The organism is Thioclava indica, from assembly GCF_000714545.1.
Lineage (GTDB): Bacteria > Pseudomonadota > Alphaproteobacteria > Rhodobacterales > Rhodobacteraceae > Thioclava > Thioclava indica.
Genome location: NZ_AUNB01000029.1, coordinates 1 through 24,083 on the forward strand (window position 1 = coordinate 1; position 24,083 = coordinate 24,083).

Here is a 24,083-nt window from a genome sequence, read left to right on the forward strand (position 1 = left end):
TCGGCGATCACCGCGCCAATTCCAGCTATATGCCGTCGCAAAAATGGTTCAACAGCACTCCCGAACACGAAGGCTCCTGGTGGCCCGCGTGGCAAGCATGGCTGGCCAAACGTTCCGGCGACCCCGGCCCGCTGCCCCGGATCGGGCGAGATGAGGCCGGATACCCCCCGCTGTGCCCCGCACCGGGAAAATACGTGTTGCAACGCTAAAGGAGTAACGCCGATGACAGGGAGGCACCTTTCGCGAAGCGGGAAGCGTGCGCCCGTCATATGGCGCTCCATCCTGATCGTGAGATGGTCGAAAGCAGCGGCGGACGGAGGCTGGCTTAATGTGCGGTGGCCATGGTCAGGCGGAACCGTTTGAGCGCGATGACAAAGAACACCGCGCTCAGCGTCACCATGATGACCATATTGGGCCAGACAATCGACAGCCCCGCACCGCGATAGAGGATCGCCTGCGAGAAGGCGACGAAATGCGTCGAGGGCGAGATCTGCATCACGTTTTGCAGCCAGACCGGCATCGATTCCATCGGGGTTGTGCTGCCTGACAGCAGGTTCATCACCACCAGCACCGGCAGGGCCAGCAGCCCGAATTGCGGCATCGAGGTGGTGAAGGTGGCCAGCAAAATGCCCAGCCCGGTGACGGACACCAGATACAGCACCGCCCCCAGCACAAATAGCGGGATCGAGCCCGCAACCGGCACGCCCAGCAAGGTCTGCACCACCAGCCAGATCGACAGGATCGCGGCGACAATGATCGCCAGCCCGTTGGCCCAGATTTTGGCGACCATGATTTCCGAGGGCGTTACAGGCATCACCAGAAGATGCTCAATCGTGCCGTGTTCACGCTCGCGGATCAGGGCGGCACCGGTCAGCAGCACCGACAGGATGGTGATATTGTTGATGATCTGCATCACCGAGGAAAACCAGACCGTGTTGCGGTTGGGGTTGAACAGCGTGCGCACGACCAGATTGATAGGCAGGACGCTGTCGGTGTCATTCCCCGAGACGAATTTGGTCACTTCGGCGGCGATGATCTCTTGCAGAAAGACCGACCCATTGCCCGCCTGCACCATCGCCGTGGCATCGACATCCATCAGGATTTCGGGCTGATACCCGGCCAGCACATCGGCCTCGAAATGGGGCGGGATCGTGAGCACAAAAACATAGTCCCCGCGATCCATGACCTTTTGCACGTCACTTGCCGAAATCTCTTCGGGCGGGTTGAATTCGGGGGGCAGGATCGCGCTTAGGATGCGCCCGCTTAGCGCCGAGCGGTCCTGATCGACATAGGCGACCGAGGCGTTGAGCACCTCGAGCTTGGCCCCCGTCGCCACCGAATAGACCGCAAAGCTGAAGATATAGACGATCAGCACGATCAGCACCGGATCGGCGCGCAAGCTGCTGAGTTCCTTAAGCCCGAGGCGGAAAACATTGGTGAGCCAGCGCATCATCTCATTTCTCCTGCTTGCGCAGCGCAAGGATCGACACGGCGACGAAGAACACCGCAAACCCCGCCAGCATCAGGTGGTTCTGCCACAGTTCGGCAAAGCCCAGCGACTTGGTGAACGTGCCCACGCTGATCTGCTGATACCACGCCGAGGGAAAGGCCAGACCGATCAGCCGCCCGCTGCCTGACAGCGAGGACACCGGCACCAGCAGCCCCGAGAAATTGACCGCCGGAATGATCGCGATCACGGCGGCGGCGAAGGTCGCGGCCACCTGCGTGCGCGTGAAGGCAGAGATCAGAACGCCAAATCCGGTCGCCGCCATCACATACAGCAACGTGCCCAGCAATAGCGTGCTGATCGACCCCTTAACCGTCACGCCAAACACCCCGTAAGCCATCATCATCAGCGTGACGAAACTGATCAGCGCAATCACGATATAGGGCAGTTGCTTGCCCAAGATGAACTCGGTCCGCGTCACCGGGGTAGAGCGGAAATTGGCGATTGAGCCGGTCTCTTTTTCACGCACGACGCCCATTGCGGACATCATCGACGGGATCAGGATCAGCATCAGCATGATCACCGAGGGGATCATCGCATAGACGCTTTTAAAGGACTGGTTATAGAGAAACCGGGTCTCGACGCTGGCCGCTGATGTGTTGATCACGCGGCCGTAGGTGCGTTCAATCTGATCGGACATGTAAGAGGCGGCCAGCCCCGACAGATAACCGCGGGTGGTCTCGGCGCGAAACGGCATCGCGCCATCGACCATGACCCGCACTTCTGGGCGCTCGCCGCGCAACAGGTCTTTGCCGAAATCGGGCGGAATCTCGATGCCGACGACAAGCTCTGCGCTTTTCATGCGCGCGCTCAGATCGGCGGCACTGGTCGCGGGGGGCTGTTCGGAAAACCAGCGCGAGCCCGAAAAGCTTTCCATCAATGCGCGGCTTTCAGCACTTTGGTCTTGGTCAAACACCGCGTAGGGCAGGTCCTGCACGTCAAAGGAAATGCCATAGCCGAAGGTCAGCATCAGGATGATCGGCCCGAGAAAAGCAAAGCTCAGCCGGATCTTGTCGCGCAGCAATTCGATGCTTTCGCGCCGCGCAAAAGCCCATAGACGGGCAGGATCAAAGGCGCGATGCACGCTCGCGGGGCTATCGGTCGCGGCGTGGGTCGCGGGCGGGGCAGGGGCGCGATCGGGCGTCGTTTCAGCCTCGCGCAGGTAGCTCACAAAAGCTTCTTCAAGACTGTCGGTGCCTTTGCTGTGCGCAAGGTCCGCCGGGGTGCCCACGGCCAGAACGCGCCCGGCATGCATCAGCGAGATCCGGTCGCAACGCTCGGCCTCGTTCATGAAATGGGTCGAGACAAAGATCGTCACGCCGTGATTGCGCGACAGATCAATCAGGTGCTGCCAGAAACTGTCGCGCGCCACCGGATCGACGCCCGAGGTCGGTTCGTCAAGGATCAGCACCTCGGGCGAGTGGATCAGCGCAACGGCGAGTTGCAGGCGCTGTCGGATGCCCAAAGGCAGCGCGTCGGGGCGCTTGTCGGCCTCTTCGGTAAGGTCAAACTGCTCTAGCATCTCGCGCACCCGCGCGGCGCGGGTCTCGACGGGCAGTTGATAAAGCTGGGCGTGCAGTTCCAGATTTCGCCGTACGCTGAGTTCGCTGTAAAGCGAGAAGGATTGCGACATGTAGCCCACGCGCCGCCGCGTCGCCATATCGCCCGCATCCAGCACTTCGCCAAACAGCAGCGCCTTGCCCTCGCTGGCGGGCTGCAACCCGGTCAGCATTTTCATCGTCGTGGTCTTGCCGCAGCCGTTCGAGCCGAGAAAGCCGAAAATTTCGCCCCGCTCGATCTGGAAATCGACGTGATCGACGGCGGTGAAATTGCCAAAGCGACAGGTCAGCCCCTGCGCCTCGATCGCGGGTGGGCCGTCGCTGGGCACACGCGGGGGCACGATCACCTCGTGATGCCCGGCGCGCTCTTCTTCGGGCAAAAGCGCGATGAAGGCCGATTCCAGCGTCGGTTGTCCGGCCTGTTCGCGGATCTCGGCGGGCGCGCCCGTGGCGATCACCTTGCCATCCGACATCGCGGCGAGCCAGTCAAAGCGCTCTGCCTCGTCCATATAGGCGGTGGCGACGATCACGCTCATCGCGGGGCGCTCGCGGCGGATGCGGTCGATCAGATCCCAGAATTGCTGGCGCGACAGCGGATCGACGCCGGTGGTCGGCTCATCCAGAATCATCAGATCGGGATCGTGGATCAGCGCCGAGCACAGCGACAGTTTCTGCTTCATCCCGCCCGAGAGCTTGCCCGCCGCGCGGTCGGGAAACGGATCAAGCCCGGTCGATTGCAGCAGGTCGTCGATGCGTGCGCGCCGTTCCGCCTGCGATTGCCCGAACAGGCGACCAAAGAAATCAAGGTTCTCGCGCACGCTCAGCGTCGGGTAAAGATTGCGCCCCAAACCTTGGGGCATATAGGCGATGCGGTGGTTGCAGGCCTGCAGATGGGCGCGGTCGCGAATGTCGCCGCCCAGCACCATCGCCTTACCGGTTTGCAACTTGCGCACGCCCGCGATCAGCGCCAGCAGCGAAGATTTGCCCACCCCGTCCGGCCCGATCAGCCCCGCCATGCAGCCCGCCGGAATGTCGAGGCTTACATCGTCCAGCGCGCAAGTCGCACCGTAGCGATGCGTGATCCCCGACAGGCTTGCGACCGGTGCGCGCGTCATTGCGGCAGCTTCACCTGAAGCGTCTCGGGCCACTCGGCGCTGTCATCCACGCGCACATAGCCGATTCCGGCGACCCCGGCCTTGGCCTGTTCCTGATATTTCGCCAGCAACTTGGGCGGGATCGTCAGCTTGACGCGAAACATCAACTGCTCGCGCTCATCCGAGGTTTCCACCGATTTGGGCGTGAATTGCGCCGAACTGGCCACGAAAGTCACCGTCGCGGGGATCACATATTCCGGGATCGGATCAAGGACCAAGCGGGCCTGCGCCCCGATCGACAGACGCCCGGCATCGGCGGCGGGCAGAAAGATCGTCATGTAGATATCGGTCAGGTCGGTGAGCGTCACCACCTTGCCGCCCGCACCGACAATCTCGCCCGCTTTCGCCAGAATATATTGCACCCGACCGTCATGGGGGGCCTTGAGATCCATATCGTCGCGCAGGCTTTGCAGCTGCTCAAGCGAAGCCTCGGCCGCAGCAATCGTCGCGCTCGCCAGATCAACGCCCGCCGCAGCGGCGCTGACGCCGGCTTTTGCGGTGTTCAGCGTGGTCTGGGCGCGATCCAGCTGTTCCTGGCTGGTGTGGCCGTTGGCGGCCAGCTTTTCGGCCCGCTCATATTCGGTCTGGGCGTATTTTTGTTCGGAAATACGTTGGTTGGACAGCGCCTCGGCCTGAAGTTTCTGCTGCTTGGCTTGCAGCACGGCGGCTTTGGCGGCACGTAACTGGGCGTCGATCTGGGCGGCATCCATATGCGCGATGATCTGGCCCGCCTTGACCCAATCGCCTTCCGAGACCAGCACCTCGGAAATCCGCCCCGCCATCTTGGCCGAAACGTCGATGCGCTCGGCCTCGATGCGTCCGTTGCTCATCGCGAAACCGGCGGGCAGGGCCGGGGTCTTGGTGCTGAGCCAGTAGTAATATCCGCCCCCCGCAATCACTAAAAGGGCGGCGAGGATCAGGCTCAGACGCTTCCATTGCATGGGTTCGATCTCCGGATTTCGCGGCTTGCAACCGGAATGTCGGTTGCCAGACCGCCCTGCCGTTGGGCGCAAGGTCGCGCTGCGGCGCAGAATGCATAGGGTTGGAATAGCAGTAGCGAAATGTTGAAGTCAACGCAGCAGAATTTGCATAGCCGATATGTGATGGCGCTGGAAATTGCGCGCGTTTCGTTGCTTCGGGTGGGCTTGAAAGCCGGGCGTGAGGGAATACTTGCGCCTTGCGGGCACAGGAAAACCCCGCCTTCGGGGATGGACCCAAGGCGGGGTTCATTGGCGGTAACCGGGTCTTAGTTGTTGAGCAGAACGCCAAGCAGGCCAAGCGCCGTGACTGTGGCAAAGGTCGAGCTGTCGATAACGACGACACGATTATTGACGACACGATATTCGCGCCCCGACTTCAGCGGGGGTAAGTGTTTGCGTTGGGCTTGGCTCAAGGCGTGACCCGGCGCGCTGTGGCGGCGCTCGGTCTTTTGAGACACATGCGTCCTGTGATCTTTATAGCGCGTTGATGACTGATGGGGCACCGCCTTTTGCGCGCTCGATTTGCGCTGAGAGCTGGCTTTGTCGTCATGTCCGTCGCGTTTTCGATTATCCTGCTGCTGGGTGCAGTGCTGACCAAGGGGCGCATTTCCCGTTAGTGTTATGCGTGCTTTGCGCCCAGCCTGCGGAGGCAAACGTGCTGGTGGCCAAGGCCGTGATGAGAAGCAGGCGTTTCATTTGGAAATCTCCTGTGGATTGCCGAGATAGAACGCTCCGCCCCAGCAGCCCTGTCGCGCGCACACGAGGCTGTGAACGCCGCTTGGCCGTTGCAGATCAAGTGCGCGGTTTCGATCGCAACGCGTATCGCGGGGGGGTGAAGTAGCCACGCGCGCTGGGGCGGAGAGTTACAATGTCGCGGCGAAATCTTTGGCGAAACGGGGATTGCGCTGCCCCTCGCGTGCCGCGCTAAGGGGGGTGCTCAAGGCGCCGATGTGTTGCGGCTTGAGTGGAGCGGGCATTGATCTGAGCTTGGTATGTCCATGGGGTCACATCAAGAAAGCGGTGTAAGTTGTTGTTTTGAATGAAATAAGTTGTTTCCACCGAGGTTGGTGGTGCGGGTGAAGGGACTCGAACCCCCACGCCAAAGGCGCCAGAACCTAAATCTGGTGCGTCTACCAGTTCCGCCACACCCGCATGCGGGGCGTAATAGCAACAGCTTTGCGCGCTGGAAAGGGGGGATGTGATTTTTCGCTCGTAACTTGCGAGAATATGCGCCTAAGCTATTGGAAAGGCGCAAAAGACGCCAAAGAACTTGAGGCAGACGAGTAGGGATAGCCATGGACAGAACCGGTCCGGGGTGCAACGGGGCAAGCGCTCTGTTGCAGGGATTGATCGATTTAAAGGCGGATGCGCGCGCTCATGCGTGCGCCGATAGTCGCGAATTGGCCGGTGCGATTGCACAGGGCGCGCGGATTTACACGTTAGAAGGCGCTTTGCCGGTTGAATATCTTGAACCGGGAGACCGGATCGTGACGCGATCTGGCACGCGCAAGCTGCGTGCCGTGGTAAGGGGCGATTATGTCGGGCCGCTAGTGCGTGTGGCGCCCGGTGCGCTTGGGCATGACCGCCCCGGAGCGCCGTTGCTGCTGGGCCCGCAGGCGCGGCTGTTGTTGCGCGATTGGCGCGTCGAGCTGATCTACGGCAAACGCGAGGCGTTGGTGACGGCGAGTTCAGTTGTTGACGGGCAATATGTGACCAAAGGCACAGCGCGCGCGCGGATGTTCGCTTTGCAATTTGACACCCCCGAAGTGATCTATGCCGATGGCGTTGAAATCGCGATGACGCCCGCGCGGGTTACCGCGTAGGGCGCGAAGCGCGGGCGCTACACCCCGATGTCGCGAAAGACTTGGGGGAGGGTTTCTGGCAGGTCTTCGGCGATGAGGCCGGGGCCGAAGCTGCGGGCGGCTTCGACATGCAGCCATGCGCCGGTGCACGCAGAGTCAAACGGGGAAAGCCCGCGCGCCAGTAGGCCGGTGATGATCCCGGAGAGCACATCGCCCGCGCCTGCGGTGGCAAGCCACGGGGCTGCGCGCGCGCCTGTTGCGCAATGTAGCGCAGTTTCTCCGTCTGGCGTTGCGATCGTGGTCTCGGCCCCCTTGAGCAACACGGTGCAGCCCGCGCGTTTGGCGGCGGCGCTTGTGGCGTGGAGTTTGCTCTCACGCGCGTTGTCGTCCTCAGCGAGCGTTTCGGCGAGGTCGGGAAAGAGGCGGCGGAACTCTCCCATATGAGGGGTCAGCACCACCTTGTCATGGGTCTGGGTGAACAGATGGTCGGGCTCATGCTCAAACGCGGTGAGCGCATCTGCGTCCAACACCGTCGCGCGCGCGCCCCAAAGGGCTGCCGGCACCATTTCGGCGGCGCGTTTTTGCCCTAGACCGGGGCCAAGGCAGAGCGCGTTGAGGCGATCATCTTGCAGCAAGCCGCGCAGGCTATAACTGTCGGGCAGGGCGGTGAGCATCACGGCGGTAAGCTGTGCCGACTGTTCATAAAACGAGGCCGTGGGGGCGGCGATGGTGACCAACCCTGCGCCCACACGCAGCGCCGCCCGCGCGGCCAGACGCGCCGCGCCGCCTTGGCCCGCGCCGCCTGACAGCACCAAGGCATGGCCGTGGCCGTATTTATGCGCCTCGGGGGATTTGGCGAGGCTGGCGCGCATGTCATCGGTCAGCGCGATTTGGCGGGTCATCTTGGCCTCCGTCAGAAAGAAATGAGCGCGGTAAGGGGCAGGGGGCAGAGTAGCAGCAAGGTTTGAGGAATTGGTAAACGGCTTCAAGGGGGCAATGTTCGGGGGGCGCATGGGTTGGTGTTTCGTGGGGATGTCACGCAGCCTCCACAGTGAATTGTTTCTAAACTGCTGCATTTTTGTGCGACAAGCTTGAAAAACTGGCGCGCAATTGGGTTTCCCGGCCTCTCCTCCGGCGTGCCCAGCCTAGCCGATTGCGAGGGCTGGTGGAAAGTGGTCTGAGAGGGTCGGTAACAAGACCAGACGGGGGAGTCGGTGGCATGAAAAAAGTTGAAGCGATCATTAAACCCTTCAAGCTTGATGAAGTGAAAGAAGCGCTTCAGGAAGTCGGAATTCAAGGGCTTTCTGTGATCGAAGTCAAAGGGTTCGGCCGCCAAAAAGGACATACCGAGCTGTATCGCGGCGCCGAATATGTCGTTGATTTCCTTCCGAAAGTGAAGATCGAGATGGTGCTGCCCGACGATATGGTCGATGCCGCCATCGAGGCGATCACGCAGGCTGCGCGCACCGAAAAGATCGGTGACGGCAAGATTTTCGTCTCTTCGATGGAGCAGGCGATCCGCATCAGAACCGGCGAATCCGGCGACGACGCGCTGTAAGTTTCCCCAATTCGGCCTCAGATGCCTTCGGGCCGGGGCCTTCCCAACGCTCAACGAAAGGGATTTAGCGACATGAGCAAGATTAAGGACGCTGTAAAGCTGATGAAGGACGAGGAGGTCGAATATGTCGACGTCCGTTTTACCGATCCGCGCGGCAAGCTACAGCACGTCACGCTGATCAACACGGAAGTCGATGAAGACTTCTTTGAAGACGGCTTTATGTTCGACGGCTCGTCGATCGCAGGTTGGAAGTCGATTGACCAATCCGACATGAAACTGATCCCCGATGCAGGCTCGGTTTACATCGACCCCTTCTACGCGGAAAAAACCATGTGCGTGCATTGCACCGTGGTCGAGCCCGACACCGGCGAAGCCTATGATCGCGACCCGCGCGGCACCGCCGAAAAGGCCGAGGCCTATCTGATTGCGTCGGGGATCGGCGATCAGTCGTTCTGGGGGCCGGAAGCTGAATTCTTCCTGTTCGACGACGTGCGCTATTCGGTCGAGATGAACAAAGTCTCCTTCGAGGTCGACGCGATTGACGCCTCGTGGAACACCGACACGTCCTATGAAATGGGCAACATGGGCCATCGTCCCGGCGTGAAGGGCGGCTATTTCCCGGTCAACCCGATCGACGAAGCGCAAGATCTGCGTTCGGAAATGCTCTCCACCATGAAGCGCATGGGGATGAAGGTCGACAAGCATCACCACGAAGTGGCGAGCTGTCAGCACGAGCTGGGTCTGATCTTTGGCTCGCTGACCCATCAAGCGGACGAGATCCAGAAATACAAATACGTCATCCACAACGTGGCCCACGCCTATGGCAAGTCGGCGACCTTTATGCCCAAGCCCATCTCGGGCGATAACGGCACCGGGATGCACGTCAACATGTCGATCTGGAAAGACGGCAAGCCCTTGTTCGCAGGCGACAAATACGCCGATCTGAGCCAAGAGGCGCTGTATTTCATCGGTGGTATCCTCAAGCACGCCAAGGCGTTGAACGCGATCACCAACCCCTCGACCAACAGCTACAAACGCCTGATCCCGGGCTTTGAAGCCCCCGTGCTGCGCGCCTATTCCGCCCGCAACCGCTCGGGCTGTGTGCGTATTCCGTGGGCCGAGAACCCCAAGGCGAAACGTGTCGAAGCGCGCTTCCCCGATCCCTCGGCCAACCCCTATCTGTGCTTTGCAGCGCTGCTGATGGCCGGTCTTGACGGTATCAAGAACAAGATCGACCCCGGCCCGTCTTCGGACAAGGATCTGTACGATCTGCCCCCCGAAGAGCTGGCCGCGATCCCGACTGTTTGCGGTTCACTGCGTGAGGCGCTGGAGTCGCTTGAGGCTGATCACGAGTTCCTGCTGGCAGGCGATGTGTTCACGAAGGGGCAGCTTGAGGGCTATCTGGGCCTGAAATGGGAAGAGGTTTACGCCTACGAGCATTGCCCCCACCCGATGGAATATAAACTATATTACTCCTGCTGAGGCAGGGCGTGATGGAATGACGGAAAAGGGCGCCTTCGGGCGCCCTTTTTTGTGGTTTGGGGGATTTAGCCCATAGATGCGTTTTTCATGTCTGTGGGAAAATCTGTATGTTTCGTATCGTGACGCTGGACAATCTGACGGTTGGTGCTTCGTCTGGCCTCGCGAGAGTGTGATATTTTGCAACTTTAGAGCGAGTGTGCGCCTTGGCGATCTGTGCTACGGATCGGGCTTCAGACTGAACACCAACGAGGAGCCTTGCCCATGCGCCGTGCCGTCGCCCTTTTCTCTACCTGTCTGATGATGCTTGCCTTTCCGGTTCTGGCCGATACCCAGGACAGCGCTGCCTCGGCCTTGCCCGATCTCGGGACGGTGGAGGCGAGCCGCGCCCAGCTTGCAGCCGCCAAGCCCGTGACGGCCAAACATGCGATGGTGGTTACGGCGCAGCATCTGGCCACCGATATTGGCGTCGATATTCTGAAAAGCGGGGGCAATGCGGTGGATGCGGCGGTGGCGGTTGGCTACGCGCTGGCGGTGGTGCATCCTTGTTGCGGTAATCTCGGGGGAGGCGGTTTCATGACCGTGCATCTTGCCGATGGACAGAACCTGTTTCTCGATTTTCGCGAAAAAGCCCCGATGGCGGCGACGGCGGATATGTTTCTGGATGCGCAAGGCAATGCCGACCCCAAGCTCAGCCGGGATTCTTGGCTTGCAACGGGTGTGCCGGGGACTGTGATGGGCTTGCAAGAGGCGCTGGCCAAATATGGCACGATGACACGCGCGCAGGTGATGGCCCCGGCGATCAAGCTGGCGCGCGAGGGGTTTGTGCTGAATGGCGCGGATGTGAAGCTGCTGGATCTGCGCACCAAGCTGTTTGCCAGCCAGCCCAATGTTGCGAAAACCTTCCTGCATTCCGATGGCACGCCCTACAAGGCGGGCGAACGGCTGAAGCAGCCTGAACTTGCCAAGACGCTGGAACTGATTTCACAGAAAGGGAGCAAGGCGTTTTACGAGGGTCCAATCGCCAAGGCGATCGTGGCGGCCAGTCAGGCCGGTGGCGGGCTGTTCACGATGCAGGATTTCGCCCAATACACCGCCCCCTGGAGTGCGCCCGTGAGCTGTGACTATCGCGGCTATCAGGTCGTCTCGGCCCCGCCGCCCAGCTCTGGCGGCACGACGGTGTGCGAGATCATGCAAATCATGAAGCCTTATCCCTTCGCGAAATGGGGCTATGCCTCGACCGAGGTCACCCATGCGCTCGTCGAGGCTGAGCGGCGGGCCTTTGCAGATCGCAATACCTATCTGGGCGATCCGGCTTTCGTGAAAAATCCGGTCGCGACGCTGATTTCACCTGAACATGCCGACAAACTGCGCGCAACGATCCAGCCGGACCGCGCGACGCCGTCTTCGCAGATCAAGGGCAGTCTGGGCGCGAATGAGGGGCAGCATACGACGCATTATTCTATCGTGGATGCGAAGGGCAACGCGGTGGCGGTAACCTACACGCTCAACTTCTTTTTCGGGACGGGCAAAATCGCGGGCGATACAGGATTTTTCCTCAACAACGAGATGGATGATTTTACCGCCAAGCCGGGCGTGCCTAACGCCTTCGGTCTGGTGCAGGGCAAGACGAATGCGGTCGCGCCCGGCAAGCGCCCGCTCAGTTCAATGACGCCCACGATTGTGCTGAAAGATGGCAAGCTGTTCATGGTGACGGGCAGCCCCGGCGGCTCGACCATTATCTCGACCGTGCTGGAGAGCATTCTTAACGTGGTCGATTTCGGGATGAATATGCAGCAGGCCGTCGATGCGCCGCGAGTCCATCATCAGTGGTTGCCCGATGTCGTCTCTGTTGAGCCCGGCTATTTGACGCCCAAGACGCAATCCGCGCTGGAGGCGATGGGATATACGTTCAAGGAACGCGCGCCTTGGGGCGCAGATGAAGCGATCTTGGCCAATCCCGAGACAGGGCTGCTGGAGGGGGCCAATGATGACCGTCGCCCCTCGGGTCTGGCGAAAGGCTATTAAGCGCGGGGCATTTCTCGTCCGATGGCTGTGGCGATTGACTTTAGGTCGCCTTAGCCCTCGGGCGTAGATCAGGCTAGTCGGGCCGCGCCCTTTTCCTATCCTCTTGCACAACTTGCCCCAAACCCGCGCGCGCGTTAAGGGTTTTGCAAAGAATATGCAGGAGGATGGCCGAGATGAGCCGAGCATTTGTATTTCCAGGGCAGGGCGCGCAGACGATTGGTATGGGGCGCGCGTTGGCGCAGGCCTATCCGGCGGCGCAGGCGGTGTTTGACGAGGTGGACGCGGCTTTGGGCGAAAGCCTGAGCGCGCTGATCTGGGAGGGTGAGGCGGAGGCGCTGACGCTGACGGCCAATGCGCAGCCCGCTTTGATGGCGACCTCGATTGCGGCGATGCGTGCGCTTGAGGCCGAAGGGTTTTCGGTGTCAGATGCGGCGTTTGTGGCGGGGCATTCCTTGGGAGAATATTCGGCGCTGTGTGCGGCGGGTTCGCTGAGTTTGGCCGATACCGCGCGGCTGTTGCGCCTGCGCGGTGAGGCAATGCAATCGGCGGTGCCGGTGGGTGTGGGCGCGATGGCGGCGGTGCTGGGGCTCGATTTTGCGGCGGCGTCGGCGGTGGCCGAAGCTGCGGCGCAGGGGCAGGTTTGCCAAGCGGCCAATGACAATGACCCGTCGCAGGTGGTGATTTCGGGCCATAAAGAGGCGGTTGAGCGCGCCACGGTATTGGCCAAGGAAGCCGGGGCGAAACGCGCGGTGATGTTGCCGGTGTCTGCCCCGTTCCACTGCGCGCTGATGCAGCCCGCAGCCGATGCGATGGCGGCGGCTCTGGCCGATGTTGCGATCAAGGCACCGGTGGTGCCGCTGGTGGCCAATGTGCGCGCCGAGGCGGTGAGTGATCCTGACCTGATCCGGCAGTTGTTGGTGGAGCAGGTGACGGGCTCGGTGCGCTGGCGCGAGAGCGTGGTGTGGATGGCGGGTCAAGGCGTGGACGAGATCTGGGAGATCGGCGCGGGTAAGGCGCTGTCGGGCATGATCCGGCGCATCGCCAAGGACGTGACCTGTCGCGCGGTGGGCACGCCCGAAGATATCGCTGCGCTGAAGGGCTGAGGGCGCGCCGGGGGATCTTCCCCCGGACCCCCTGGAGTATTTTTGGCCAGATGAAAGCCAGATGAAGAAAGGTTCGCAGATGTTTGATCTTAAAGGTAAATATGCGCTTGTGACTGGGGCTTCCGGGGGGATCGGGGCCGAGATCGCGCGCGCTTTGCATGCCGGTGGTGCGATCGTCGCGCTGTCGGGCACGCGGGTGGAGCCGCTGGAGGCTTTGGCGGCGGAATTGGGTGAGGGCGCGCATGTGTGCCCGGCCAATCTGAGCGATCCGGAGTCGGTTGAGGCGCTGCCGAAAGCGGCGATCACGGCGATGGGGGGCTTGGATATTCTGGTCAACAATGCCGGAATCACGCGCGATGGGCTGAGCATGCGGATGTCGGATGACGACTGGCAATCGGTGATTGACGTGAACCTGACGGCGGCGTTTCGCCTGATGCGCGGATCGCTGCGCACGATGATGAAGGCGCGCTGGGGGCGGATTATCAATATCACCTCGATTGTCGGTCAAACCGGCAATCCGGGGCAGGTGAATTATGCTGCCGCCAAGGCGGGGCTAGTGGGCGCGTCGAAATCGATGGCGCTTGAAGTTGCTAGCCGCGGCGTGACGGTGAATTGCGTGGCGCCGGGCTTTATTGCAACGGCGATGACGGACAAGCTGAGTGAGGATCAAAAGAGTGGGCTGATGGGCCAGATCCCGGTCGGACGGATGGGGACGCCGCATGAAATCGCGGCTGCCGTGCGCTATTTGGCGAGCCCTGAGGCGGGTTATGTCACGGGGTCCGTTCTGCATGTGAATGGCGGCATGGCGATGATCTGAGTGTTGCGCGCTAACATTGGCGTGACCTCAGGGCAATTGCAGCTTGCGACGGGGCTAAAAACGGCTTGCCTTGAGCAACACCAATCGGTATGAGCGCAGCAGACGGGCTTGGCGTATGTTGCGCCGGGCCTGCTTGCGGCCTCGTGATCCGTCGGGGCGGATGAGACGCTCGAACGAGCATAGACTGGGCTCTAGGCCCTAGAATTTTGAGGAATTGACATGAGCGACATCGCAGATCGCGTGAAGAAGATCGTCGTGGAACATCTCGGCGTGGAAGAAGACAAGGTCACCGAGAGCGCTTCGTTCATCGACGACCTGGGCGCGGACAGCCTTGACACCGTTGAGCTGGTCATGGCGTTCGAAGAAGAGTTCGGCATCGAAATTCCCGATGACGCCGCTGAGAACATTCAGACTGTTGGCGATGCAGTGAAATTCATCACGGAAGCCGCGTAACGCGCTTTTGGCGATTGAGTATTGTGAACGGCGCTCCGGTTTTGGGGCGCCGTTTTTCGTTTGCGATATGCGGATTTGAGGTTTGCGACGGGTTTTGCGGTTTTCTGGCCGGTTCTTAAGCCTTTGTTTAGGAGTTTTTTCTACTTTGGCTGAAGCCTTTGCGCGGTGGGGCAATGTTCTACCGCTTTCTTGCTAGGAGCCAAGATTTGACAGTCTATCGTCTTTCCCAAATTCTGGTGCGTCCTTTGGCTTGGCTGGCGGCGGCGGTGGCACTTTGGCCGTTGGTTGGGCATTTTCTGCATTCGGAGCGGATGTTTGGGGTCTTTGCTGACAGCTACAAAACGCATGAAATGACATCCGTTTTGGTGTTGCTTTTATGCGGGGCGGTGCTGATGCGGCGGCGCAATCTGCGCGTGGCCAGCGTTTTGGCGGGGCTGTGTTTGGCCATTGTGACGGCGCGTTTCGTGCCGCAACTCGGCCCTTTTTTTGGTGTTGGCGGGCCGTATATGATGGGCTGGAACACGGCGCTGGTGCTGGGCATGATTGCGGCTGGCTTTTTGATCAGCGAGGCGCGGTTTCATTCTTTGGGGGCGCTTCTGTGCTTTCTGGCGCTTGGGTTGATCGTGATTTTGCTAATCGCAGGGATCTGGCAAGAGCAAGAAATATTGGGGCAAATGTCGTTGACGACCGGTGTGATGACGATCGCGCTGGCGGCATCGATTGCCGCAATCCACGCCAATCGTGGTGTGATGCGCGTTCTTCTGGGGCCCTATGCGTCAGGCCGCAACGCGCGGATGCAGCTATTCCTTGGGATTTTGACGCCGCTTGTTCTGGGCGGGTTGTTCATGCGGGTGCCGGATTGGCTGGCGGGCCAAAGCGAGGTTTTTCTGCTGATCGCGGTGCTGACGGGGTTTAATATTGCGTTGATTGTGGTGACGGCCGTGTTGATGGAGCGGGCCGATCACAAGCGCCGGCAGTTGGAGCGCGAAATGTCTGATCTGGCGCTGCGCGACGGGCTGACGAAAGTATTCAACCGGGTGATGCTGGAACGTCGTTTTGGTCGCGCGGTGGCGCAGGCGGAGCAGAGCAACGCGACGTTCTCGCTGTTGATGATTGATCTGGATCGGTTCAAGGCGATCAACGATTTGGGCGGCATGAACTGGGCGACCGTGTGTTGCATGACGTTGCGCAGGCGCTGCGGCTGGAAATGCGCTGGGATGATACTTTGGCGCGCGTCGGTGGTGAAGAGTTCGCGGTGATTTTGCCCGGTGCCAATCTGGTCGAGAGCTATGAGATTGCCAAGCGGTTGCGCGCCAGTATCGAAGAGGTGGGCGTCGCGCGCGATGATGGCTCTGTGCAGCGGGTGACGGCCTCTATTGGCGTGGCGCAATGGCTTATCGGGGAGAGCATGCAGCAGATTTACGCGCGCACGGATGGCGCGTTGTATGAGGCGAAGAAATCAGGGCGCAACCAGGTTTTGTTGGCCGCAGAGTCGGATTTCGGTGGTCGCTGTGAGTCTGCGCAGGAGGCTGTGATTGCTGTGCAGTTTCCATCCGCTGATCAACCGGTTTGTGGGACTGAGCGGCGTCGCATTGTGGCCTAGCGTGATATGATCGCGGTTGGGTGGTCACTTGAGTTGCGGTGCGCTTGCGGGCTGTTGGAGGTTGCGCGGGACGTATCCTTTGTAAGTTTGGTGCCACGCGCGCGGCGTTTTCTGGCATTTATGATGAGAGCCGCGGTGCGCATTAGCGTCGGTCGTGCCGTGGTTTGGGGGGCGAAGACTCGCGTTGGGCCGCCTATGAGGAGGCGCGTTTCGTCTGGATGATTGCGCCGCGCGGGCCTCGCGTGTATCAGAACTTTCGAGAGTTTTCAGCGAAAGAGGTCGGGATGCGCCGGGTTGTTGTCACAGGGTTAGGGATGGTTACGCCGCTGGCATGCGGGGTCGAGGAGACCTGGTCGCGTCTGATTGCGGGTCAATCGGGGGCCGGGTCGATCTCGCGCTTTGATGCGTCGGGCGTGGTGACAAAATATGCTTGCGAGATTCCGGTGGGCGATGGCAGCGATGGCACGTTCAACCCCGATGACTGGATGGAGCCGAAAGAGCGCCGCAAGGTCGATGATTTCATTTTATACGGCATGGCCGCGGCGACGCAGGCTGTGCGCGATTCCGGCTGGGTGCCTGAGGATGAGGAAAGCCGGTGCCGCACCGGTGTGATGATTGGTTCGGGCATTGGGGGCTTGAGCACGATTGCCGATACGGCTGTGCTGTTGAAGGAGCGGGGCGCGCGGCGTGTCAGTCCGTTCTTCATTCCCGGCGCGTTGATTAACTTGGTGTCGGGGCAGGTCTCGATCCGGTTCGGGTTCAAGGGGCCGAACCATGCGGTCGTCACGGCGTGCTCGACGGGGGCGCATGCGATTGGCGATGCGGCGCGGTTGATCATGCTGGGCGATGCCGATGTGATGGTGGCTGGCGGTGCGGAAAGCCCGGTGTCGGAAATCGGGATTGCCGGGTTTAACGCGTGCAAAGCGCTGTCGACCAAGCGGGGCAATGATCCGCAAACCGCGAGCCGTCCTTGGGATGCAGATCGCGACGGGTTCGTTATGGGCGAGGGGGCGGGCTGTGTCGTGCTGGAGGAATATGAGCATGCCAAGGCGCGCGGCGCGAAGATTTACGCCGAGGTGTTGGGTTATGGGCTGTCGGGCGATGCTTATCACATCACCGCGCCTGCCGAGGACGGTGATGGCGGGTTCCGCGCGATGAAAGCGGCGTTGGAGCGCGCCGGGATCGCGCCTGCGCAGGTTGATTACATCAACGCGCATGGCACCTCGACGATGGCGGACACGATTGAGCTGGGCGCGGTCGAGCGGATGCTGGGCGACGAGGGCGTCAAGAATGCCACGATGAGTTCGACGAAATCCTCGATCGGGCATTTGCTGGGCGCGGCGGGCGCGGTGGAGGCGATTTTCTGCGTGCTGGCGATCCGCGATCAGGTGGCACCGCCGACGTTGAATCTGGACAATCCGCCGGAAGGGGCGCGGCTGGATCTGGCGCCGAAAGCGGCTGTGAAGCGCAAGATCGACGTGGCACTGTCAAACAGTTTCGGCTTTGGTGGCACCAATGCGAGCCTCGTGCTGGGTAAGGTGCAAGGGTGATGTGGCGCAATATCGTCTCGAATTTTCTGACGCTCGCGATTGTTATCATGATCGCTTTGGCGGGATTGGTCGCGTGGGCAAAGCGGCAATATGTCGAGCCGGGTCCGCTGGCGCAGGCGATGTGTTTGCGCGTCGCGCCAGGGGCGAATATTCGCGGCGTTTCGGGCGATCTTGAAAGCGGTGGGGCGATCCGCTCGGCCTATATTTTCCGCACCGGCGCGCAATATCAGGACAAGGCGGGCCAGTTAAAATTCGGCTCCTATCTGATTGAACCCCATTCCACGATGGAGGGAATTGTCGATCAGATTACGGCGGGCGGGCCGTCGACCTGCGGGACCGAACTGGTGTTTCGCATCGGGGTGAGTGGCAATGAGGTGTTGCTGCGCGAGCTGGACCCGGCGACGGGGGATTACAAGCAGATCGCGGAGTATAATCCCGAGAGTGAAAAGCCGCCCGAAGGGTTTGAGAGCAAAGCTGAGGCCGCTGACGTGCGCACCCGTGTCACGGTGGTGGACGGGGTGACAAGTTGGCAGATTGTGCAAGGTTTGCGCGAGGCACCGTTCTTGGATGGCACGATTGGCGATGTGCCTGCCGAAGGATCGCTGGCACCCGATAGCTATGAGGTTAAGCGCGGGGCGGATCGCCAGGCATTGCTGGATATGATGGAGGCACGGCAGGCGAAAATCTTGGCGGATGCCTGGGCGGGGCGCGCGGATGGGCTGCCCTATGCGAACCCGGAGCAAGCGCTGACGATGGCTTCGATTGTCGAAAAGGAAACGGGTGTTCCCTCTGAGCGTGCGCAGGTTGCGAGCGTGTTCGTGAACCGGCTTGAGAAGGGGATGAAGCTGCAAACGGACCCGACGGTGATTTACGGGGTGACGGGCGGCAAGGGGATGTTGGGGCGTGGTTTGCGTCAGTCTGAGCTGCGCAAGGCGACGCCTTACAACACCTATGTGATTGACGGGCTGCCGCCGGGGCCGATTGCGAATCCGGGGCGCGCCGCGATTGAGGCGGCATTGCATCCCGATTCGACCAAATACCTGTTTTTCGTGGCCGATGGTTCGGGTGGACATGCGTTTGCGACCACGATTGCCGAGCATAACAAGAATGTTGCGGCTTGGCGTGCGATCGAGAAAAAGGCGAAAGAAAGCGGTTCAGCTAACTGATATTATTATAAAAACCCGGTTAGTGCCGGGTTTTTATTTGGCGCCGATGCGCAACCTTAGATTTAGCGCTTGACTTTGCGAACGCTCTAAAGTAGATATTGTGCATGCTAGGAGAAGCGGGTAAGCGCCGCGGGGAAACCCGACGGCGTTTTTTCATGTCTCTCGAACGGACCAACTTTGAAGGGTGGGTTCGGACTTCATGAATAAGGAAACTGTGGGTGGGGGCGGTGCTTCGGTCGATCTTCTGGATCTGACGGAGGCGCTCTACAGGGATGTGGCCGAGGAACTGGCATCGGCGTTGCAAGGGGTGCGGCGCGGCGAGGTTACTGAGGCAAAAGCGGCGGTGTCGGCAGTCAAGGATCTGCGCACCGCTTTTCAATTGGTGATGGAGGAGAGAACGCGTGTCGAGAAACTCCGCAAACAGATTGCCGGGGTCGCAACCGGGCGCGAAGGCGCGCTTGATTTCGACCTCGCCCGCGCTGAGATCGGGCGCCGCCTGGCTCGCCTGCGCGACGCCGAAGGACGTTGATGCGTTCCTTGAGGGGCTAGATGACAATGCGCTTTTGGCCTTGCCGTGGATATTCGAGTTTTGGGCGCTGCCCCATCAGCTGCCCCCCAGTGGTGCCTGGAAATCCTGGGTGATCATGGGCGGGCGCGGTGCGGGCAAGACGCGGGCCGGGGCCGAGTGGGTGCGTTCCATCGTGGAAGGCGCTAAACCGCTCGACCCCGGTCAGGCGCGGCGTGTGGCGCTGGTGGGCGAGACCTTTGACCAGGTGCGCGAGGTGATGATCTTTGGTGAAAGCGGGATCTTGGCGTGCTCGCCCCCGGATCGGCGACCGTTTTGGGAGGCGGGGCGCAAGCGGTTGGTTTGGCCCAACGGGGCGATTGCGCAGGCGTTTTCGGCCTTTGAGCCAGAGTCGCTGCGCGGGCCTCAATTTGATGCGGCTTGGGTGGATGAGTTGGCGAAATGGAAGAAGGCGGAAGACACGTGGGACATGCTGCAATTTGCGTTGCGACTGGGCGAGCATCCCCAACAGGTGATCACGACGACGCCGCGCAATGTCGGGGTGTTGAAGCGGATTTTGAACACGCCGTCCAGCGTGGTGACCCATGCGCCGACCGAGGCTAACAGGGCCTACCTGGCGGAGAGTTTCCTGAGCGAGGTGCAGGCGCGCTATGCTGGCACACGGTTGGGACGTCAGGAGTTGGACGGCGTTTTGCTGGACGATGTTGAAGGGGCCTTGTGGAGTAATGCGATGCTGGAGGCGTCTCATGTGGACGCGCCCGGCGATCTGGATCGCATCGTGGTGGCGCTGGACCCTTCGGTGAGTGGCAAGGCGGCCTCGGATGAGTGCGGGATTATGGTTGTCGGGGCGTGCACACGCGGCCCGGTGCAAGACTGGCGCGCGGTGGTGCTAGAGGATGCGAGCATTCGCGGCAAGCCGACCGATTGGGCGCGCGCAGGTGTGGCGGCGATGGAGCGATGGGGCGGCGAGAAACTGGTAGCAGAGGTCAATCAGGGCGGTGATTTGATCGAAAGCGTGCTGCGCCAGATCGACCCGCTTATTCCCTTTAAGGCGCTGCGGGCCACGCGGGGGAAATCGGCGCGCGCGGAACCTGTGGCGGCGCTTTATGAGCAGGGCCGGGTGCGTCACTTGAAGGCGGGAAACCTTGGCGCGCTGGAAGATCAGATGGCGCAAATGAGCGTTCAGGGGTTTCAGGGCAAGGGCTCGCCTGATCGGGTGGATGCGCTGGTTTGGGCGCTGCATGAGCTGATCTTGGAACCCGCAGCCCATTGGAAACGACCGCAGGTGCGTGGGCTTTGAGGGGGCTGTCTTCCTCTTGATCTAAATATCCTGCGGGGGTCCGGGGGTGCAAAACCCCCGGTCCGACAGATGAAATTCGAGAGCAAGGGCTGGGGAGATTTCCCGGCCCTTTTCTTTGCCGGGCCGCGTGCGGTCGCGAGAAGGAGACGGGAATGGGTTGGAATATGTTTCGCAAATCCGATGTGGGGGGCGCACCTGAGGCGAAAGCCTCGGCGACGGGTCGTATCGTGGCGATGGCATCGGGATCGGGGCGTGTGGTGTGGAGCCCGCGCGACACCGGATCGCTGACGCGGCAGGGATTTACCGGCAATCCGATCGGATTTCGCTGCGTCAAGGTGATCGCGGAGGCGGCGGCGGCGGTGCCGCTGGTCTGTCAGGATGCCGAGCGGCGCTATGACATTCATCCGCTGATCGATCTGATCGCGCGGCCCAATGCGGGGCAGGGGCAGAGCGCATTCTTTGAGGCGCTCTACGGGCAGATGATGCTGTCGGGGGATGGCTATCTGGAGGCGGTCTCACCCGAGGCGGGGCTGCCGCGCGAGTTGCATGTGCTGCGCTCGGATCGCATGAGCATCGTGCCGGGCGCGGATGGCTGGCCGGTCGCGTATGACTACACGGTAAGTGGGCGAAAGCATCGCTTTGACATGACGGGCAGTCCCGATCCGATCTGCCATTTGAAGAGCTTTCATCCGCAGGACGATCACTACGGGCTAAGCCCGATGCAGGCGGCGGCGGTGGCGGTGGATGTGCATAATTCCGCAAGCACCTGGTCCAAGGCGCTGCTGGACAATGCGGCGCGGCCCTCGGGAGCGATCATTTATAAGGGGGCGGATGGTCAGGGCAGTTTGAGCCCGGATCAATATGACCGGCTGATCTTTGAGATGGAGAGCCATCATCAGGGCGCGCGCAATGCGGGGCGTCCGATGTTGTTAGAGGGTGGTTTGGATTGGAAGCCGATGGGGTTTTCGCCCTCGGACATGGAGTTTCATGAGACCAAGGCGGGGGCGGCGCGCGAGATCGCGGTGGCCTTTGGCGTGCCGCCGATGCTGCTGGGGATTCCTGGCGATGCGACCTATGCCAATTACGCCGAGGCGCATCGGGCATTTTATCGGCTGACCGTTTTGCCGCTGGCGAGCAAGGTGGCGGCGGATGTGGCGTGGTGGCTTTCGACGCATCTGGGCGAGCGGGTTTTGCTTAAGCCCGATCTCGATCAGATCCCGGCGCTGGCGGCGGAGCGTGACCAGCAATGGAAGCGTGTGGGCGAGGCGCAATTCTTGAGCGATGCGGAAAAACGCGTGCTGCTGGGGTTGCCGCCTTTGGCCGAGGGTTGAGGGCATGGCGACGGGTGGGTCGCGCTATCTCAAGGAGCCTTTCGCCGTGCATGAGCAGCGCATGGAGGCGACCGAGAGGATTATGGAGCTGCAGTTCGCACAGGTCGATCAACGTCTTAGTCGGATCGAGACGATGATCGAGGGGCTGGAGCGGCGCTTGTGGATGACGGTGTACGGGGTGGTCGCGGTGATCCTGACCCAAGCCGTTCAGGGCGTTCTTGATTTTGCGCCGAAGTAAGGAAAAGCACATGACAACAAATGATTACAGGCTGGAGTTAAAGTTCTGCGCGAGTGAGGCGAGCACTTTACAGGTCAGCGACGGGTCGGTGATCGAGGGCTATGCCAGCCTGTTTGGTCTGCCCGATCAGGGCGGCGATGTCGTCTGCAAAGGGGCTTATAGGCGCGGGCTGGAGCGGCTGAAGGCGCGCGGTGGCAGCGTCAAGATGCTGTGGCAGCATGACCCGGCCCAGCCGATCGGGATCTGGGACGAAATTCAAGAGGATGCGCGCGGGCTTTACGTCAAGGGGCGGTTGCTGCCTGACGTGGCCCGCGCCCGCGAGGCGGCGGCGCTGATCGCGGCGGGGGCGATTGACGGCTTGTCGATCGGTTACCGCACGGTGGCTGCCGAGAAGGACGCAAAAGGCCAGCGGCTGCTTGCGGAACTGGAGCTTTGGGAGGTGTCGCTTGTGACCTTTCCGATGCTTCGCGAGGCGCGTGTGGCGTCCAAGGGAGAGCCCTTGGATGGCACGTTGCGCGATCTGGCTGGGGTGCTTTGCAGCGCCACAGCGGAACTGGCCGCGCGCTGAGCGCCCGGCCCATTGATCGCAATGGAGATGGAGTGAGCATGAAGACCGAGACCAAGGCTCGGGCCGGGACGGGTATGTCCGAAGGCCCGGACCCGGCAACTGAGGTGAAAGCCGCGCTGGCCGGGTTCCTAAAGGAAGTCAAAGGCTTCCAAGAAGAAGTGACTGTAAAAATGCAACAACAAGATGAGCGTTTGACCATGCTGCAGACCAAACATATTACCGCCGGGCGTCCCGCCCTTTCCGCCGCTGCGCTTGACGAGGCACCCCATCAGAAAGCGTTCGCGGCCTATCTGCGTTCGGGTGATGATGATGCGCTGCGTGGCCTGAGCCTTGAGGGCAAGGGGCTGAACACGGCTGTGGCCGCTGAGGGGGGCTATCTGGTCGATCCGCAGACCAGCGAGACGATCCGCGGTGTGCTGACCTCGACCGCTTCGATCCGCATGATCGCCAATGTCGTCAATGTCGAGGCGAGCTCGTTTGATGTGTTGGTCGATCACTCGGAGATGGGCTCGGGTTGGGCCACGGAAACGGCGAACCTGACCGAGACGACGACGAACCAGATCGACCGGATTTCGATTCCGCTCTATGAGTTGGCGGCGATGCCCAAAGCGAGCCAGCGGTTGCTGGATGACAGCGCGTTTGATGTCGAGACGTGGCTGGCGCAGCGGATTGCCGAGAAATTCGCCCGTGCCGAAGCGCAGGCGTTCATTTCGGGCGATGGCGTGGATAAACCCACGGGCTTCCTGACCCATCCGGCTGTGGCCAATGATGCGTGGTTCTGGGGTGGTCTGGGCTATGTTGCGACCGGCGCGGATGGTGATTTTGCCTCGGTGAATCCGGCGGATGCGGTGGTGGATCTGGTTTATGCGCTGGATGCCGAATATCGCGCCAATGCGTCATTCGTGATGAACTCGAAGACGGCAGGCGCAGTACGCAAGATGAAGGATGCCGATGGTCGCTTCTTGTGGTCGGACGGTCTTGCGGCGGGCGAGCCTGCGCGTCTGATGGGCTATCCGGTGCTGATTGCTGAGGACATGCCTGACATCGCGTCGGATGCGGTGGCGGTTGCGTTTGGTGACTTCAACGTGGGTTACACCGTGGCGGAACGTCCTGACCTGCGTGTGCTGCGTGATCCCTTCTCGGCGAAACCGCATGTGCTGTTTTACGCCTCCAAGCGTGTAGGCGGCGATGTGAGCGATTTCGCCGCGATCAAGCTGCTGAAATTCGCCGTTTCCTGAGAGGCGTGACGGGGCTCGGGGGGCGTGAGCCCTCCGGTCCTTGGGCCGGGTGACCGGTTCGGGGCGGGCGCGGGTCTGTCAGCTGCTGCCTAGCTGCTCCCTCCGTTCGAGTGGCGGCGGGGC

20 protein-coding genes, 1 tRNA gene and 2 pseudogenes are annotated in these 24,083 nt (G+C 61.2%); 17 read left to right on the forward strand and 6 right to left on the reverse strand.

Going from position 1 to position 24,083, the window contains the following annotated elements:
* Positions 1–209 (forward strand): annotated as a pseudogene (locus DT23_RS19880) (hypothetical protein); the annotation flags it as partial.
* A 116-nt stretch (positions 210–325) separates the two neighbouring features.
* Here DT23_RS19880 and DT23_RS09780 read toward each other — a convergent pair.
* The 5 genes from DT23_RS09780 to DT23_RS09800 all read right to left on the reverse strand — a co-directional run bounded on the left by DT23_RS09780 (position 326) and on the right by DT23_RS09800 (position 6,352).
* The gene (locus DT23_RS09780; RefSeq protein WP_038130838.1) at positions 326–1,453 is read right to left on the reverse strand and encodes an ABC transporter permease; all 1,128 of its coding nucleotides are present in this window, start codon (positions 1,451–1,453) and stop codon (positions 326–328) included.
* A 1-nt stretch (position 1,454) separates the two neighbouring features.
* A complete protein-coding gene (gene rbbA / locus DT23_RS09785) occupies positions 1,455–4,181 on the reverse strand; it encodes a ribosome-associated ATPase/putative transporter RbbA (protein ID WP_038130840.1) in 2,727 nt (908 codons plus the stop codon).
* Positions 4,178–5,161, reverse strand: a complete 984-nt coding sequence (locus tag DT23_RS09790) for an HlyD family secretion protein (protein WP_038130842.1) — start codon at positions 5,159–5,161, stop codon at positions 4,178–4,180. Before DT23_RS09790 ends, rbbA begins: the two co-directional genes overlap by 4 nt.
* A gap of 305 nt (positions 5,162–5,466) precedes the next feature.
* Complete coding sequence (locus DT23_RS19505) at positions 5,467–5,613, reverse strand: hypothetical protein (RefSeq protein WP_156023915.1); 147 nt, start codon at positions 5,611–5,613, stop codon at positions 5,467–5,469.
* Positions 5,614–6,268: 655 nt separating this feature from the next.
* Positions 6,269–6,352, reverse strand: a tRNA-Leu gene (locus DT23_RS09800).
* 143 nt (positions 6,353–6,495) lie between these two features.
* Between DT23_RS09800 and DT23_RS09805 the strand changes: the two genes are divergently transcribed.
* Positions 6,496–7,023: a Hint domain-containing protein gene (locus DT23_RS09805; protein ID WP_081847078.1), complete on the forward strand. Its 528-nt coding sequence runs from the start codon at positions 6,496–6,498 to the stop codon at positions 7,021–7,023.
* A 17-nt stretch (positions 7,024–7,040) separates the two neighbouring features.
* On the opposite strand, the gene DT23_RS09810 is transcribed toward DT23_RS09805, so the two are convergent.
* Entirely contained in the window at positions 7,041–7,904 is an 864-nt protein-coding gene (locus DT23_RS09810) for an NAD(P)H-hydrate dehydratase (protein ID WP_038130846.1), read from the reverse strand.
* Positions 7,905–8,221: 317 nt separating this feature from the next.
* Between DT23_RS09810 and DT23_RS09815 the strand changes: the two genes are divergently transcribed.
* The 15 genes and pseudogenes from DT23_RS09815 (at position 8,222) to DT23_RS09885 (ending at position 23,960) form a co-directional block, all read left to right on the forward strand.
* Entirely contained in the window at positions 8,222–8,560 is a 339-nt protein-coding gene (locus DT23_RS09815; protein ID WP_038130849.1) for a P-II family nitrogen regulator, read from the forward strand.
* Between the two features lie 72 nt (positions 8,561–8,632).
* Positions 8,633–10,042 (forward strand): type I glutamate--ammonia ligase, encoded by a 1,410-nt coding sequence (gene glnA, locus DT23_RS09820; RefSeq protein ID WP_038130851.1) that lies wholly within the window; start codon positions 8,633–8,635, stop codon positions 10,040–10,042.
* A 261-nt stretch (positions 10,043–10,303) separates the two neighbouring features.
* Complete coding sequence (gene ggt, locus DT23_RS09825; RefSeq protein WP_240473583.1) at positions 10,304–12,067, forward strand: gamma-glutamyltransferase; 1,764 nt, start codon at positions 10,304–10,306, stop codon at positions 12,065–12,067.
* Between the two features lie 173 nt (positions 12,068–12,240).
* On the forward strand, positions 12,241–13,170 hold the full coding sequence (gene fabD / locus DT23_RS09830; RefSeq protein WP_038131098.1) for an ACP S-malonyltransferase: 930 nt from the start codon (positions 12,241–12,243) through the stop codon (positions 13,168–13,170).
* 79 nt (positions 13,171–13,249) lie between these two features.
* Complete coding sequence (gene fabG, locus DT23_RS09835) at positions 13,250–13,987, forward strand: 3-oxoacyl-[acyl-carrier-protein] reductase (RefSeq protein WP_038131099.1); 738 nt, start codon at positions 13,250–13,252, stop codon at positions 13,985–13,987.
* Positions 13,988–14,206: 219 nt separating this feature from the next.
* Positions 14,207–14,440 (forward strand): acyl carrier protein, encoded by a 234-nt coding sequence (locus DT23_RS09840; RefSeq protein WP_038061267.1) that lies wholly within the window; start codon positions 14,207–14,209, stop codon positions 14,438–14,440.
* Positions 14,441–15,480: 1,040 nt separating this feature from the next.
* A pseudogene (locus DT23_RS18600) lies at positions 15,481–16,043 on the forward strand (GGDEF domain-containing protein).
* Positions 16,044–16,327: 284 nt separating this feature from the next.
* Positions 16,328–17,593 (forward strand): beta-ketoacyl-ACP synthase II, encoded by a 1,266-nt coding sequence (gene fabF / locus DT23_RS09850; RefSeq protein WP_038131100.1) that lies wholly within the window; start codon positions 16,328–16,330, stop codon positions 17,591–17,593.
* On the forward strand, positions 17,593–18,759 hold the full coding sequence (mltG, locus tag DT23_RS09855; RefSeq protein WP_038130852.1) for an endolytic transglycosylase MltG: 1,167 nt from the start codon (positions 17,593–17,595) through the stop codon (positions 18,757–18,759). The genes fabF and mltG overlap by 1 nt, the downstream gene beginning before the upstream one ends.
* Positions 18,760–18,958: 199 nt before the next feature.
* Positions 18,959–19,288: a hypothetical protein gene (locus tag DT23_RS09860; protein ID WP_051697203.1), complete on the forward strand. Its 330-nt coding sequence runs from the start codon at positions 18,959–18,961 to the stop codon at positions 19,286–19,288.
* Positions 19,239–20,585 carry a DNA-packaging protein gene (locus DT23_RS09865; protein WP_038131106.1) on the forward strand — a complete coding sequence of 449 codons (1,347 nt, stop codon included), beginning with the start codon at positions 19,239–19,241 and terminating at the stop codon, positions 20,583–20,585. The genes DT23_RS09860 and DT23_RS09865 overlap by 50 nt, the downstream gene beginning before the upstream one ends.
* Positions 20,586–20,737: 152 nt before the next feature.
* A complete protein-coding gene (locus DT23_RS09870) occupies positions 20,738–21,916 on the forward strand; it encodes a phage portal protein (RefSeq protein ID WP_038130854.1) in 1,179 nt (392 codons plus the stop codon).
* A 4-nt stretch (positions 21,917–21,920) separates the two neighbouring features.
* Positions 21,921–22,154 carry a GTA head formation protein, RCAP_rcc01685 family gene (locus DT23_RS09875; RefSeq protein ID WP_038130855.1) on the forward strand — a complete coding sequence of 78 codons (234 nt, stop codon included), beginning with the start codon at positions 21,921–21,923 and terminating at the stop codon, positions 22,152–22,154.
* A 10-nt stretch (positions 22,155–22,164) separates the two neighbouring features.
* On the forward strand, positions 22,165–22,722 hold the full coding sequence (locus tag DT23_RS09880) for an HK97 family phage prohead protease (protein ID WP_038130858.1): 558 nt from the start codon (positions 22,165–22,167) through the stop codon (positions 22,720–22,722).
* Positions 22,723–22,760: 38 nt separating this feature from the next.
* Entirely contained in the window at positions 22,761–23,960 is a 1,200-nt protein-coding gene (locus tag DT23_RS09885) for a phage major capsid protein (RefSeq protein WP_038130860.1), read from the forward strand.
* Positions 23,961–24,083 lie beyond the last annotated feature (123 nt).